This window comes from Bartonella sp. MU70NMGDW (assembly GCF_042194085.1).
Classification (GTDB): Bacteria; Pseudomonadota; Alphaproteobacteria; order Rhizobiales; family Rhizobiaceae; genus Bartonella; species Bartonella grahamii.
Genome location: NZ_JBHIMK010000007.1, coordinates 26,347 through 41,686, shown reverse-complemented (window position 1 = coordinate 41,686; position 15,340 = coordinate 26,347). Strand labels below are relative to the sequence as shown.

Below are 15,340 nucleotides of genomic sequence, written 5' to 3'. Positions count from 1 at the left end.
AGCACCAAAGCTAAAACAGCCCAATGATAGAAACCGTGTGCCTATTAATAAAACAATCCCTGCCGAAATCAAGCGAGGAGACAGATGAAAACAAAACAAGTAAAACCAGTGAAAGCCGAAAAACTTAGCAGTTATTATGAAGAAAGCCGTGGCTTAGAACGTGATCTTATAAATGAATTTATAAGGTCGCGCAGAACGGCATGGCGTGTAGCGAGTACTGTTGGTCTTTTTGGCTTGTTCGGTATGATATGTGGAGTCGTTGGGTTTTCTCAACCAGCTCCAACTCCCTTAGTATTGCGCGTTGATAACACGACGGGTGCGGTTGATGTTATTTCAGTCATGCGTGAACACGAGACCAGCTATGGTGAAGTTGTAGATAGATATTGGCTAAACCAATATGTGCTTAACCGTGAAAATTACGACTACGATACCATTCAACTGAACTATGACACAACAGCACTTTTAAGTGCAGCATCTGTTCAACAAGAATATTATAAAATCTATGATGGAGAAAATGCACGGGATAAAGTGCTTTCCAATAAAGCACGTATCACAGTCAAAGTACGATCAATCCAGCTTAATGGACTAGGTCAAGCAACCGTACGTTTTACGACTCAGCAGCTTGACAGCAGCGGTGCTACTACCGGACCAAAACAGCACCAGATTGCGACAATTGGTTACACCTATGTCGGTGCACCCATGAAATCATCTGATCGATTGCTTAACCCCCTTGGTTTTCAAATAACAAGTTACCGTTCTGACCCAGAAATACTGTTAAATGATTAAGGAATTGATTGTTATGAAAAAACTTGCGTTCATTGTTCTATTGTCTTCGTTTTCTTCTCTTTATACAGTACCTGTGCAGGCGCTCAAAAGTCCATCAAATTCACAATATGACCACCGCATTCGCTATATAACATATAACGAAGCTGATGTGGTTCAAATTGAAACAGTTCTTGGTGTGGCAACACATATTATTCTTGAAGAAGGTGAACAGTATATCACTCATGCCTTTGGCGATTCTGAAGCCTATGCCTTTGCTCATAAAGGGCGGCATATTTTTATTAAACCAAAAGCAGAACTTGCTAATACCAATCTCATCGTTGTAACTGACAAACGGAGTTACAAATTCCGACTACAATTTCGAAATGACCGTGCAGGATCAACATATGAATTAGCTTTCCATTATCCCGATTCAAATGATGAAAAGTCAGAAGAAAACAACCGGCGCCTTGCGATTGAACGTGGTTTTCACCAAAGCGTCAATGGCTATAATCTCAGTTACACCATGAGCGGTCACCAAGATATTGCTCCGATAAATGCTTGGGACAATGGGCGTATTACTTACTTCAAATTTCCCGCTAACATAGATATGCCATCGATTTATGTCGTAGATGCTGAAGGCAATGAAAGCTTAATACCACGCACCGTTATCGGCAGTTCTAATGATATTATCGCCGTCCATAAGGTCAATCCTAAATGGCTCATACGGCTTGGTAAACGCGCTCTAGCTGTTTTTAATGAAGCCTATGACCCCAATGGCGTACCAAACACAACAGGGACAGTATCTTCGGTGGTTTATCGTATCAATAAAGGAGGAAAATGATGTTTGACAATAAGGAAGGAGAGGGAAAAGGTACAAAACTGGACAACGTCGAGCAAAAACATATTGAAGGTACTTATGGAGGATCGGAACTAGGTTCTGAACGTCGTCCGACAATTCCAGGTACCCGTGCATTGTTAGTGGTAGGACTTATTGTCATAGTAACGATACCGATTGCCTTGACTTGGAAAGCTTTTAAAATGCGTAATACCGTGGAAGTTGAGGAAGAAAACCCACAACAAATAGTACAGCAAATTATACCAAACTACGTCCCTCGGATTATAGAAGAGCCAAAGATTGTAGAAGAAGCAGAAAAACCAGCACAAATTGAAGATTCAAACCTAGATATTCCACCGGCCTTGAGTAAGCTTCTTCAAACAGCCATTCCTCCACACATGCTCCAAGATTCTGAAGAATTAGCACGCAAACGTATGCTCAGTTCTAGCCTTAACAGCGGTGGTAGCGAAGGATCTACAGATACAAATAGTAAAGCATCGAATAATGATCGAGGTAGTGGCGGATTATTTGATAACCTTCAGCCCGTGCGTTTAGGTCAATCACATGCGGCGCAACTTCGTAACCGTGACTTTTTGATTACGCAAGGAACACAAATAGATTGCACGTTAGAAACAAAGATCATTACATCACAACCCGGAATGACGACATGTCATTTAACACGCGATATTTATTCCACAAGTGGTCGTGTTGTTTTGCTTGACCGTGGTTCTAAAGTCGTTGGTTTTTACCAAAGTGGCATACAACAAGGACAAACGCGTGTGTTTGTGCAATGGTCACGCATCGAAACACCTTCTGGTGTTGTTGTCAATCTTGACTCACCTGGCACAGGTCCTCTGGGTGAAGCGGGTATTGGTGGCTGGGTTGACAGACGCTTTTGGGAGAGATTTGGTAGTGCAATTATGGTAAGCATTATCGGTGATTTAGGAGAATGGGTAAAAGGAAAAGTTAGTAAAATCAGCAAAGAAAATAAAGAGAACTCACAAAATAAAGGTAATCAGAATGCTGAATCTATAGCAATCGATGTCCTTCAAAATTCCATCAATATCACACCAACACTTTACAAAAACCAAGGCGAACGAGTAAATATTTTTGTTGCTCGTGATCTGGATTTCAGCGATGTCTACAGTCTTGTCACACGTTAACCCAATACAGAAAGATCAAGCAGTTTTTCAGCTTCTACAACCGCTTGATTGTTTCTTAGAAGATCCCACGATCACTGAATTATCGATTTGCCGCCCCTGTGAAGTATGGACGAAAAGCTTAAAGGGTTGGCAAGTACATAGCGTACCAGAGTTAACAACCAATTTTTTGCAAACGCTCATTACAGCTATTATCGTTTATAACGGTATGGCTCCCAGAAGTATTAATTATGTGCTATTGCCTGGTGGACAACGTGGTACAATTATACAAACGCCAGCTGTCGTTGATGGTGCTCTTTCCTTTGTGATTCGTAAACATTCTCTTATAGTTAAGACGTTAGAAGAACTCAAAGAAGAAGGTGCATTTGATGATTTCTCTGATGTAAGTTTTAACAAACCTTCAAAAAAAGAAGCAAATGACTTGTTATCGAAGCAGGACTTCACAAGGTTGGAACCATTTGAAGTTGAACTCTTGCAACATAAACGTGATGGAAAAATTCTTGAATTTTTACAAGAATGCGTCCTTCATAAACGCAACATTATTATTGCAGGCAAGACAGGATCTGGTAAAACAACATTTGCTCGCTCTTTAATTGAAAAGGTCCCTGTAGAGGAGCGTATTATCACAATTGAAGATGTTCATGAGCTTTTTCTACCCAATCATCCCAATCATGTACATATGATTTATGGTAACAATGTAGGCCGTGTTTCAGCTGAAGAATGCCTAGATGCGTGTATGCGTCAGTCGCCCGACCGAATTTTTCTCGCTGAATTGCGAGGTAATGAAGCGTGGGAATATCTCAATTCACTAAACACGGGTCATCCCGGATCGATTACAACGACGCATGCCAACAGCGCTTTGCAGACATTTGAACGATGTGCCACTTTGATTAAAAGATCAGAAGTTGGTCGGCAACTCGAGTTAGAAATGATAAAAATCGTTCTCTATACAACAGTTGACGTCGTGTTGTTTTTTAAAGATAGAAAACTCTCTGAAGTCTTTTACGACCCTATTTTTGCTAAATCAAAAATCGCTTAAGGGGAGCTTCCTCTCTCGATAATATGATGCAAACAAAAAATAGCCGTAACTAATTGTTACGGCTATTTATTTAACTCTTCCTATTCTCTTTGCTTCTCCAATGGATTTTCTACACTCTTCATGAATAAAAGAAGAAAAAAGTTAATAGACAACAACTTTACAAGAAAACCAAATATACATAAGGCTCTCTCTATTCTCTTACCTTTGATCATTTTTTCCATTTATCTTTTGAAAAAGTATGTTTGATGCAAAAAAAATAGCTGCGAAATAAATATTTCAACAAAAGAAAAGAATAAATTTTGATTCGCCTATCAATGAAAGCTTCGTAAAATAGATACTTCGATCATCACAAATAATGATCGTCATCAAGACCAAAACTTATCGTTTAAAAATTCTAAGTGCTATTTTCAAGTGATTAATAAATATGTTTTTTAACCAAAAAATCTCCAGATACGGAAAAGCTTATACGAAATAAACTATCATTTCGATTTAGCATCTATAAACCACATTCTATTTGGTAATAAAAAGTATAGTTGCATATCAACATCTTCTTCGGACGAAGAAAGATTTTTAACCTCCAGCTGTTCGTAAACAATCAAGTTTCTCTTAAACAAGCTTTGCTAACCATATCACGTGGTTTATATCCCCATCCTAAAGACGATATCCATAGATTACACAAGGTAAGCTCTACTCTGAATATTCCTGTTCTCTTTTCTGCGCCTCAAAAAACAAAAACTCCTAAAAGCACAGATCTAAAATCCCACTTCTTAAGATGCATCACATTAATTTATAAAGAGTGTTCATTGTTTTGCATGTTGGATAAAAGATCTTAGTACCGTAAGATTCTCTCATTTTATGTCTCTTGCACATTACAAGTAAATAAAGCCGTATAGAATGAAACTGTATAAAAAAGAACTAAAAATGCCTCTTATAAACCGTCGCAAACGCCAAAAACTGTCGCAACATTGGGAGTTAGCAAAGTGTATAACAGCGCCCAGCTTGTTCTTTTATGAAGTGTGGATATATAGAGATACTCTATAAATTGTATATTGTTCATCGGGACTTTACCATTATACCATCTACAAGCACTGTCGCAAAATGAGCTTGGGAACCTTAAAGAAAGGTTTTTTCAAAACAAGCGCATAAATTGACAAGCCAAGTGTATTTGGTTTGGGGCGTTCTGTTTTGCATAAGGGTTGTGATCTTATTTGTGATCTTTTTAAAGAACGAGAGAAACAAAAGCGTGAAGCAATGCGTAATCTCTATTATTTAAAAGACATTACTCTAGACGCTTTTGAAAGTCATAAAACTGAACTAAAATGGAAACTGGTTTACACCTTTACAGCTTCATATTCCCCCAAAATTAGGAGACTGTATACCGGTTTCAGAGATTATGCCAACAGAGAGATAAGTAATACTCTTAACTCCCATCTGATAGGTAAAAGCTGCAACAGCAAAAGCTCTTTTAGAGAAACAACGCCATAAAGTCATTAATAAACCGACAATGAATTGGAGAAATGTTCTAGATTTTTATCAAGCACTCTGCAAAGCAAAAATAATGATACAACTGGCTTTGCGTCTGCTTATTCTTACAGGTGCTCGTACCCATCTCTTACATCAATTCGTGAAGATCAGATTGAAGAGGATATATAGACAATTCTTGGCTCGAGAATATGAAAGGTCTGCGTGATACTACAGGAGATTTCGCGTGCCCTTATGATCAGAAGCATTAAAAATTTTAAAACAAACACGCTTGTTTTTTCGCAATGATTTCTTTTTTCTGTAACCGGTCATGGTCCTTATTAAGGTGAATTTCCTATCACAATATATAAGAGAGATTAGACTAAAAACCTGTCCACGTAGATTTCGCTCTCGTTTACGTAATTGGCTAACAGACTCCACCTATCACACCTCAAAGGACGAAGCCTCTTAACACACAAACTAATATGCAAACAATCCGCCCCTTCGCCTAGCAGATTTCAAACCACTTTAATTACCACATCCTAAATACGATAGTGTTTTATGGCACAACAGAATAAATACCAAAACATAATAAATAAGATCTAAACCTAGAAATCTCTATGTTTTTATAGATAAAAACATATAAAATCAAAACCTCCGAAACTCGTCAAAATATAACATATTTGCTTTGATGATTGAATTCATTCAACTCAAACTAACCTATAAACATCCCTTATTCTACATTCGCAACACGTGTTCTTAGAATTCTCACTACCGTTTTCTAAATTTTTAGAAAAAACTATAAATTTGATATTTTTTAAAACGTCTTATCTGCTCTTTAATGAATTTAAATCTATGATGTTACAATAGTTTTAAATTACTGCCCCTTTAACTGTATGCTCTATCTCTACAATAGATAGGGATTTTTCGTTCTCCATTTTGAGAACTATAAATTTTGTTTTTTAATGCGATTAACAATCCAATCTTTAAAAGAAAAAATATGACCTTTAAATATATAATGATGTTATCAAAAATTCCTAATCCCTGAATATTAGCAATGTTTTCGATATTATAATAAACGTATCGTAAAATGACGAACTGTCATAATGACTACTCCTTTGTATTTCATTTGAATAATTTACATGCGTTATAATATTTGTATCAGCATTTATTTTTTGTGCTCTATTTATACAGAGTTATCTTTTTTATAAAAAATGATTAATTGAATCTGCATTAAAGTGCAAATTCTGATACGAATTTAATAAAAATAAAAACACATGGCATATTGATTTTATTATTTTTATATAGAACGCTATTTAAAGTATCGTCTACCCGAAAGGCTAATGCCTTTATTAAAGGTGATAATAACTATGCTAACCGCCTCATAGAAGCCAATAAATTTTTAGAGATTAAGTTTCGAGAAGCACGAAAAACACGCACAATTTTCTATTTTTCTTTTTACTGTTCGTTAATCGGTCAATTTTCAAAGTAATATTCAACTATGAGTTTTCTGCTCAGCCATTGCAAGGATTGCTCCTACAAGGATTGGTTAGTTTTTAGAGATTACTGCGCTTTTAGAATGATTATAGCTACTGCGCCCCCATAAGCAGCCAATCTTCTTTTAGAGATTTAATTGCTAAAAGGAGATACAATTTTCTACCTTGCGCTTTATTTTCATCAATCAGTAAATTTTCAAAGGCGGCGTTCAACCATGAGTTTTTTAATTTCAGCAATCGCTTTCGCTGGATTTAATCCCTTTGGACAAGTTTGCGCACAATTCATAATCGTATGGCACCGATAAAGGCGGAAAGGATCTTCTAAATTATCAAGACGTTCACCACACATCTCATCACGTGAATCCGCAATCCAGCGATAAGCTTGAAGCAAAACAGCGGGGCCCAAATAACGATCACCGTTCCACCAATAACTTGGACATGAAGTCTGACAACACGCACACAAAATACACTCATAAAGGCCATCGATTTTTTGGCGATCGGAGTGACTTTGTAACCATTCTTTTGCAGGTTCAGGAGAAACTGTTTGCAACCAAGGCTCAATGACTCGATGTTGCGCATAAAAGCGCTTCAAGTCAGGAACCAAGTCTTTAACAACAGGCATGGAAGGCAAAGGATAGACTTTAATGGGGTGTTTTACATCATCCATTCCTTTGGTACAAGCCAATGTATTGGTTCCATCAATATTCATCGCACATGAACCACAGATGCCTTCACGGCAAGATCGACGAAGTGTCAAAGTTGGATCAATATGGTTTTTAATAAACAAAAGCCCATCAAGAATCATTGGACCACAAGCAGAACGATCCACATAATAAGTATCCAGACGAGGATTATTCTCATCATCAGGCGACCAACGGTAAACATGAAATTCTGTCAGTTTTGTCGCACCTTCAGGTTTAGGCCAAACCTTCCCCGGTTTTACTTGAGAGTTTTTGGGAAGCTTAATTTGTACCATAATTCGTGTCTCCCCTTAATAAACCCGTTTTTTAGGTGCAATGCGCTTTAAATCGATCCCACCATCAGCTTCAGATGTTAACGGGTCTACATGGACAGGTCGATATGATAACGTCACCTTACCCTCTTTTGACAAATGTGAAAGCGTATGTTTACGCCAGTTTTTATCATCACGCTCTGGATAATCTTCACGAGCATGAGCGCCACGACTTTCTAAACGGGCTTGTGCAGAATGAACAGTCGTGATTGCATTCGCCATGAGATTTTCAAGCTCTAATGTTTCAACCAAATCAGAATTCCATATCAGAGAACGATCTGTGACTTTGAGGTCAGACAATTCCCCCCAGATTTTATTCATCCGTTGACATCCTTGTTGCAAAGAATCTTCTGTACGGAACACTGCCGCATCTTCTTGCATCGTGCGTTGCATTTTTTCACGCAATAGAGCTGTCGGTATCGCCCCTTGTGCAAAACGTAAACGATCAAAACGCCCTATAATTTCGTCAACAGCTTCTTCATTGATGGGTGGAATTTCTGCATTCCGATCAATAACTTCACCCGCGCGAATGGCAGCAGCACGACCAAACACCACCAGATCAATTAATGAATTTGACCCCAAGCGATTAGCTCCATGAACAGAAGCACATCCTGCTTCTCCTACCGCCATCAGCCCTGGTTGAATACGATCAGGCGAATCAGCCGTTGGGTTGAGAACTTCCCCGTAGTAATTGGTAGGAATCCCGCCCATATTATAATGAACCGTTGGCAAGATGGGGATAGGCTCTTTTGTTACATCCACACCTGCAAAAATCCGTGCTGATTCCGAAATTCCCGGTAAACGTTCGTGCAAGATTGCAGGATCAATATGATTGAGAACCAAATGAATATGGTCCTTCTTAGGTCCAACGCCACGTCCTTCACGAATTTCAAGTGTGATACAACGCGAAACCAAGTCACGTGAAGCCAAATCCTTAAAGGAGGGTGCATAGCGCTCCATAAAGCGTTCACCTTCAGAATTGATTAAATAGCCTCCTTCACCACGAGCTCCTTCTGTAATTAAGCAGCCAGAACCGTAAATCCCTGTAGGATGAAATTGTACAAACTCCATATCCTGAAGTGGCAATCCAGCACGTGCGATCATTCCACCACCATCACCCGTACAGGTATGCGCCGATGTCGCGGAAAAATAAGCTCGTCCATAACCACCAGTTGCAAGAACAACCATTTTGGCAGAAAAACGATGTATTGTACCATCATCGAGATTCCATGCCACAACCCCCGTACAAACCCCATCCGTCATGATGAGATCGAGTGCAAAATATTCAATAAAAAATTGCGCATTATGCTTTAAGCTTTGTCCATAAAGCGTATGCAAAATGGCATGGCCTGTACGATCAGCTGCTGCACAAGTACGCTGAACAGGTGGACCTTCACCAAATTGTGTCGTATGTCCACCAAAAGGACGTTGATAAATTTTGCCTTCTTGCGTCCGCGAAAAAGGAACGCCATAATGTTCTAATTCGTAGACAGCAGCAGGTGCATTACGCACCAAATACTCCATTGCATCGGTATCACCCAACCAATCAGAACCTTTCACGGTATCATATAAATGCCACTGCCAATTGTCAGGTCCCATATTTGAAAGCGATGCAGCAATCCCCCCTTGTGCTGCAACCGTGTGCGAGCGAGTTGGAAAAACCTTCGTGATACAAGCTGTCTTTAATCCTTGTTCCGCCATACCAAGCGTTGCACGTAATCCTGCACCACCTGCCCCAACAACAACAACATCAAATTTATGATCTACAGTGCGATAAGGGGCGTTACCTGCTTTAGCGCCCAGAGATGATCCTGTACCCGCCATACTTGTTTAACCCCCTAATGCAATTTTCAAAAGAGAAAAAATAATGATACCACCTATGAGAAAACAAAATGAAATATTTAACGTCAAAAAGAATATCCGGAAACCTTCACGTGGAATATAATCTTCAATCACCACCTGCATACCAAGTTTCATATAATAAAGGACCGAAAAAGTCATCAATCCCATCAAAATAGCAACAATAGGATGTGCAAGTCTTGCACGCACAATGCTATAGTCCTTTCCCACAAGCGAAAGAATAAGAACAATAAAAAATATCAAAAGTGGTAGATTGATAAACCCTGTCAAACGTTCTAGCCAAAAATGCTCTGTTCCTTCATGAGCACTGCCACGCCCCCGTACTTTCCCAAGTTCCGTTCGAAAATCTTTTTTCATATCTCTTTTCACCCCCAGCTAAACAACGGTATATCCAATAATCCAAATCGCAAAAGTAACAATAAGAGAAATAAACACTGTCGCCCAAGCAGTGACTGTTGCCTTTTCTTTTGCCAAAAGGCAAGGCTTCAGATCCCAAACAATGTGGCGAACACCACCAACCATGTGATGAACCCCTGCCAAAGTATAAAGAAACAAGATACACAATCCAAACCAAGAACTATAAATCTCGTGAACCGTTCTGAATGCCTCTTCCCCACACGCAATAGCAATTAACCAAACAGCAAGAAAGACCATTCCAACATAAAGTACCATACCCGTAATGCGGTGTGCAATGGACATAGCCATAGTAATTGTCCAACGATAAATACTTATATGAGGGGAACGAGGGCGCTCTTTTATCCTAGTTGTCTCTGTCATAAAATATCCTGACCTGGTTTTTACTGCAACCGCAATGAACGAGAAAAACCGCATAAAACGACTAAATATATTATCTCGTTTTTACTTGTTTGGCATCTCAAGATACCGATACTACAGGTCGGTTGTCTCAAATAACGGATTAAAGGTCACGCATAAAAAAACCGATTACTCCACGGATATGATCCGCAAAACTTGCTTTAATCTAATACAATTTTATCTTCACGTCAAAGGTCTAACATCTTTTCTCAAATATAAAATAGGAATTTTTCCAGATTAAACTTATCTTTTTGAGGATCCACGATATATGCAATGATATCTTAAATTGACCCCATGATTAAGAATAAAAAGAGGCAAAAATTGATAGATTAAACATTTTTATGTCTCCTCCAAGCCTTTTAAAAGACAAAACGAATCACGAAAGACACAAATAAGCGGCATAAAAGCCGCTTTTGCATAAAGTTTAGCCGATATAATCTCTACTCAGCAACTTGCTTTTCAACATCTATGCTTACAGCTGCTGCTTCTACTTTCTCAACAACCTTTTCAGCTTTTTTCCGATAATCTCTCTTTTCAGCGATACGCGCAGCTTTACCTCTCAAACCACGAAGATAATAGAGTTTTGCACGGCGCACTTTACCACGGCGCACCAGCTCAACACCTTCGATCAACGGAGAATAAACAGGAAATACCCGTTCCACCCCTTCACCATAAGAAATCTTGCGTACTGTAAAGGTCTCATTCAACCCACCGCCGGAACGCGCAATACAAACACCTTCGTAAGCCTGAACACGCGTTCGCGTACCTTCCGTCACACGCACCATGACACGGACTGTATCTCCTGGCTGAAAGGCTGGAAATTGTCGCTTTTCTTCAATTTTTGCACATTGTTCAGCTTCAAGTTGTGCGATAATATTCATTTCTTTTATCCTTCATGTTCTTTATCGAACAGTCAGAGCGCTCAACTCTTACCAAAAAAGCCTTTATTAAGAATAAGAAGCTCTTTAGGCTATGCCTTACACAGGAGCGAATACACCATTCCTTCATTTTAATTTTGGAACTACAGAAAACCTTTTATAAAAAACTCTCTAAAAAGAGAGCCATGCAATACACCACCTTATCATATGAATCAAGTTTTCTGATGATTTTTATCATAACGCGCATAAAGATCAGGGCGACGTTGACGTGTTAACAATTCGGCTTGCCTTTGACGCCAATCTGCGATCGCTTTGTGATGACCTGAGAGCAACACAGGCGGGATACCCCGCCCTTCGAAAAGAGAAGGACGTGTATATTGCGGATGTTCCAGTAAGCCATTTTCAAAACTTTCACACTTTGCAGAAGCTGCATTCCCCATCACTCCAGGAAGAAGACGTATAACAGCATCTAAGATAACCAATGCGGCTGTTTCACCCCCTGAAAGAATATAATCACCAATAGAGACTTCTTCTAATTCTCGTGCTTCTATGACTCGCTCATCAACCCCTTCAAAACGTCCACAAACTAATGTTACACCCGTATCACGAGCCAAGCTATGCGCGTAAGCTTGGTCAAAAGGGCGCCCACGTGGACTCATCAACAATCTTGGCGAATCCTGTGGACAACAGTCAAGAGCAGCCGCCAATACATCCGCCCGCATTACCATACCAGCCCCCCCACCAGCAGGTGTATCATCAACGCTATGGTGTTTATCCATAGCAAAATCCCTAATCTGTACTGTCTCCAGTGACCAAATTCCGCGCTCTAAAGCTTGCCCTGCTAAAGAATACCCTAAAAAACCAGGAAACATTTCAGGATAAAGGGTTAAAACGCGCGCCTGAAACTTCATTTTATTTCTCATCCTTATTTTCTTAAACAGACTCTTAATAGCAAAAATAGCACAAACAAGATATTTAACGCTATAACGTTAAATTGAATCTCCTTGATATGCGCCATATTCAATACAATCCTTCTAAACATTTCCACTAAAAAAAGACTCTAAAAATTCAGGACTGTCTCGAGATAAAGTGCTTACAATATCTGCTCAAAAGTGCATTTTTAATATTTCCACACTTTCCACTTTTTATTGACGAAATTAATCGGTTATTTTTTACCTTCATCTTTATTTTTAGATTCAAGCTATTTCCTTTTTATCATTGTCTCCCCCATCACTTAAACCAGCTGCCATGGGATCAACAACAAGAAAACCAGAATCCATACAAATTTCTGGTACCGCCACCTTACTAAAGGGAATAAGAACTCTTTTACCCGTATTCAAACGTATTTCAAGCAAATCACCAGCCCCGAAATTAAAGAAACCACACACTTCCCCCAAGACTTTTCCCCCACAGTCTTGAACACGAAAGCCTATTAAATCAACTTGATAAAACTCATCCTCATCCAGATCATCAATTAATTGATCACGCATCACATAAAGGCGAATACCTTTTAAAGACTCAGCAACATTACGATTTTCTACCCCTTTAAAACGTACAATCGCCTTATTTTTTTGTATGCGAAGAGTTACAATTTCATAAGAACGCCCCATATCATCATAAAGAGTGCTGTAAAACTTGAAACGCTGTGGCTCAGCACTTAGAATTTTAACAAAAACATCTCCTTTTATACCATGAGGCATACCAATAATGGCAAGATAGACTTTATTTTTAAGCTTTTCTTTATTATACTTCATGCGAAAATATTATCTCTCAAAAATGAACCCTTCAATCTTATAGTTTTCTATTCAATCTTGTTGCCATATGAGACAATCTTCTAAAAGACCTTTCTTGGTAACAAAAAACAAATTAATAAAGGAGAAAGTCTTATGGCAAATATTATGCTATTTTACAAAGATATCACACCAATCAACAAAGTTTCCCATAAAAATCTAAAATTTGCTCCTCCAAGTGATATGTCTTTTGCCAAGGATACTCACTGGGTTCCTTTAGCAAGTACTGAATATTTTCAAGCAGCACTAGACTATCCTATTTTATTTATGTGCGCCGAAGATGAACAAAAAAAACGGCACTACACATCCGCGGCTCTTGTCGGTCTTTCTAATGACGAAAATGACTATATCGCTTCTGATAAAAGTTGGAAAACCAATACTTATGTCCCTGCTTTTGTCCGTCGCTATCCTTTTGTTCTGGCGCAAATTAGCAATGAAAAAGAACTTTCTGTTTGCTTTGATCAACAGTCAGGTATGTTTAATGAAGTTGCAGGAACAGAACTTTTTAATTCCGACGGCTCTATTTCTCCTTTTATGGAAGAACGTATTCGTTTTCTTGAAAGTTTTAAAATAGCCATGGAAAAAACCTCTGAGTTTATTGATGCTCTTGTGGAAATGGATCTTCTAAGCCAAAAATCCATCAATGTGAAAAACGATAAAGGTCTCTCAGCGCAGTTAGAACATTTTTGGGTTGTTGATGAAGAAAAATTGAATAAATTATCAGCAAGCCAACTTGCCAAACTTCATAAAAATGGCTTTTTAGGATTAATTTTTGCGCATTTGATGTCAACACACAATCTCTTAAAAATACTCTCTCTCAAAGGTGAAAAGCAGCTTATCAATCGTGAAGAGCAACCCCAAAACAAGAATGGTCATTCTAACGATGAAAAATCTAAAAAGAAAGAAACTCTCAACTAGATAATGCCTATCAAAAACGACAAGAGAAAAGATAAAAATATTCCTCTCATTCCAGCAGACCATGCAATTTTAAACGCAAGGAAAAATTGGTTAGAGTGTCTCATCCAAACACGTCGTATGTCGGCACAAACAGTGCAAGCCTATGAACGTGATACGCGGCAATTTTTGTCTTTTCTCTGTCAACACTTAAGCCATATACCAACCCTTACAGATCTTACTCATTTACGCATCAGTGACTTGCGTGCTTATCTTGCTTATCGGCGTACAAACAATGTAAGTGCTCGCTCTTTAAGCCGCGGAGTGGCAGGCATACGTTCTTTTTTCAAGTACCTATCACGTGAAGGAATCGTCAATGTCCCTGCGGCTCAACTTATCCGAAGCCCCAAACACCCAAAATCGCTCCCAAAACCTTTAGCGATCAAATCAGCACTTCACATAGTCAAACAAGAAAACCAGCTAGAAAATGAACCTTGGATTAGCGCTCGTAATGCGGCTGTCCTCATGCTTCTCTATGGCTGTGGAATGCGAATATCAGAAGCCTTAAGTCTCACACCAGAACAATTTTCTGATCCTGAAAAAACAAGTTTATTTATAACAGGAAAAGGCGGAAAAACACGCCTTGTTCCTCTCATCAAAATTGTTTACGAAGCTGTACAAAATTATCTCAAATGTTGCCCATATCCTTTAAGAGATAACCAACCCATATTTCGCGGAGCGCGAGGCGGTCCCCTACAACCGGCCATTATTCAGAAAACTGTACGCAACTTACGAGCAAGTCTTGGTTTACCAGAAACTGCAACGCCTCACACACTGCGCCATTCTTTTGCCACCCATCTTTTATCACGGGGAGGAGATTTGCGCACGATTCAAGAACTTCTTGGGCATGCTAGTCTTTCCACCACACAAATCTATACCCATGTCGATACAGACCATTTGTTAAAAATTTATCAAAAGGCCCATCCCCGTTCCTAAAAACGTCTCATCAAAAAATTAGAGTGTTTCAACCTCAAGTGCCAAAGCATGGACACAAGTAGCTAACTCTTCTTGTAAAACTTTATAAATCGCTCGATGTATTTCTACGCGTGTCATATTGGAAAAAGAAGAAGATAAAATTTTCACTCGAAAATGTGTTTCTCCTTTACCATCAAAAGCATGTTCATTATGAGGATGCCCCTCATGAAGATGACTTTCGTTAATCACTTCAAGCTTTTGCGGATGAAAAGCATCCTGAAGCTTTCTCTTGATTATTGTTTCTATAAACATTTTTCATTCCTCAAACAAAATGAACGTGCAAAAATACACCTTTTTCATAA

Annotated in this window: 14 protein-coding genes and 1 pseudogene; 7 read left to right on the top strand and 8 right to left on the bottom strand. The window is 38.9% G+C overall.

The window, feature by feature from the left end; translation table 11 throughout:
• The 5 genes and pseudogenes from ACFIKE_RS01555 to virB11 all read left to right on the top strand — a co-directional run.
• A pseudogene (locus tag ACFIKE_RS01555) lies at window positions 1-88 on the top strand (TrwH protein); the annotation flags it as partial.
• Window positions 85-786 (top strand): virB8 family protein, encoded by a 702-nt coding sequence (locus ACFIKE_RS01550; RefSeq protein ID WP_375648238.1) that lies wholly within the window; start codon window positions 85-87, stop codon window positions 784-786. The pseudogene ACFIKE_RS01555 and the gene ACFIKE_RS01550, both read left to right, overlap by 4 nt.
• Window positions 787-799: 13 nt before the next feature.
• Window positions 800-1,606, top strand: coding sequence for a P-type conjugative transfer protein VirB9 (virB9, locus tag ACFIKE_RS01545; protein ID WP_375648237.1), 807 nt, complete (start codon window positions 800-802; stop codon window positions 1,604-1,606).
• Window positions 1,606-2,763, top strand: a complete 1,158-nt coding sequence (gene virB10 / locus ACFIKE_RS01540; RefSeq protein ID WP_375625985.1) for a type IV secretion system protein VirB10 — start codon at window positions 1,606-1,608, stop codon at window positions 2,761-2,763. Before virB9 ends, virB10 begins: the two co-directional genes overlap by 1 nt.
• Window positions 2,738-3,799, top strand: coding sequence for a P-type DNA transfer ATPase VirB11 (gene virB11 / locus ACFIKE_RS01535; RefSeq protein WP_375648236.1), 1,062 nt, complete (start codon window positions 2,738-2,740; stop codon window positions 3,797-3,799). Before virB10 ends, virB11 begins: the two co-directional genes overlap by 26 nt.
• Before the next feature lie 3,153 nt (window positions 3,800-6,952).
• Here the strand turns inward: virB11 and ACFIKE_RS01530 are convergent.
• The 7 genes from ACFIKE_RS01530 to rimM form a co-directional block, all read right to left on the bottom strand.
• Window positions 6,953-7,732, bottom strand: coding sequence for a succinate dehydrogenase iron-sulfur subunit (locus ACFIKE_RS01530; protein ID WP_273723297.1), 780 nt, complete (start codon window positions 7,730-7,732; stop codon window positions 6,953-6,955).
• 15 nt (window positions 7,733-7,747) lie between these two features.
• A complete protein-coding gene (gene sdhA / locus ACFIKE_RS01525; protein ID WP_375625990.1) occupies window positions 7,748-9,592 on the bottom strand; it encodes a succinate dehydrogenase flavoprotein subunit in 1,845 nt (614 codons plus the stop codon).
• Window positions 9,593-9,598: 6 nt separating this feature from the next.
• Entirely contained in the window at window positions 9,599-9,985 is a 387-nt protein-coding gene (sdhD, locus tag ACFIKE_RS01520) for a succinate dehydrogenase, hydrophobic membrane anchor protein (protein ID WP_375625992.1), read from the bottom strand.
• 18 nt (window positions 9,986-10,003) lie between these two features.
• Window positions 10,004-10,405, bottom strand: coding sequence for a succinate dehydrogenase, cytochrome b556 subunit (gene sdhC, locus ACFIKE_RS01515; RefSeq protein ID WP_375625994.1), 402 nt, complete (start codon window positions 10,403-10,405; stop codon window positions 10,004-10,006).
• 476 nt (window positions 10,406-10,881) lie between these two features.
• A complete protein-coding gene (gene rplS / locus ACFIKE_RS01510; RefSeq protein WP_375648235.1) occupies window positions 10,882-11,322 on the bottom strand; it encodes a 50S ribosomal protein L19 in 441 nt (146 codons plus the stop codon).
• A 209-nt stretch (window positions 11,323-11,531) separates the two neighbouring features.
• Window positions 11,532-12,230: a tRNA (guanosine(37)-N1)-methyltransferase TrmD gene (trmD, locus tag ACFIKE_RS01505; RefSeq protein WP_375626287.1), complete on the bottom strand. Its 699-nt coding sequence runs from the start codon at window positions 12,228-12,230 to the stop codon at window positions 11,532-11,534.
• Window positions 12,231-12,515: 285 nt separating this feature from the next.
• Window positions 12,516-13,073: a ribosome maturation factor RimM gene (rimM, locus tag ACFIKE_RS01500; RefSeq protein WP_375625997.1), complete on the bottom strand. Its 558-nt coding sequence runs from the start codon at window positions 13,071-13,073 to the stop codon at window positions 12,516-12,518.
• Window positions 13,074-13,205: 132 nt separating this feature from the next.
• On the opposite strand from rimM, the gene ACFIKE_RS01495 reads away from it, so the two are divergent.
• Together ACFIKE_RS01495 and ACFIKE_RS01490 are read left to right on the top strand one after the other, a co-directional pair.
• Window positions 13,206-14,027 (top strand): SapC family protein, encoded by an 822-nt coding sequence (locus ACFIKE_RS01495; RefSeq protein ID WP_015857041.1) that lies wholly within the window; start codon window positions 13,206-13,208, stop codon window positions 14,025-14,027.
• Between the two features lie 3 nt (window positions 14,028-14,030).
• Window positions 14,031-14,999, top strand: a complete 969-nt coding sequence (locus ACFIKE_RS01490) for a tyrosine recombinase XerC (protein ID WP_375648234.1) — start codon at window positions 14,031-14,033, stop codon at window positions 14,997-14,999.
• A gap of 18 nt (window positions 15,000-15,017) precedes the next feature.
• Here ACFIKE_RS01490 and ACFIKE_RS01485 read toward each other — a convergent pair whose 3' ends face one another.
• Window positions 15,018-15,290 carry a BolA family transcriptional regulator gene (locus tag ACFIKE_RS01485; RefSeq protein WP_015857043.1) on the bottom strand — a complete coding sequence of 91 codons (273 nt, stop codon included), beginning with the start codon at window positions 15,288-15,290 and terminating at the stop codon, window positions 15,018-15,020.
• Window positions 15,291-15,340: the final 50 nt, after the last annotated feature.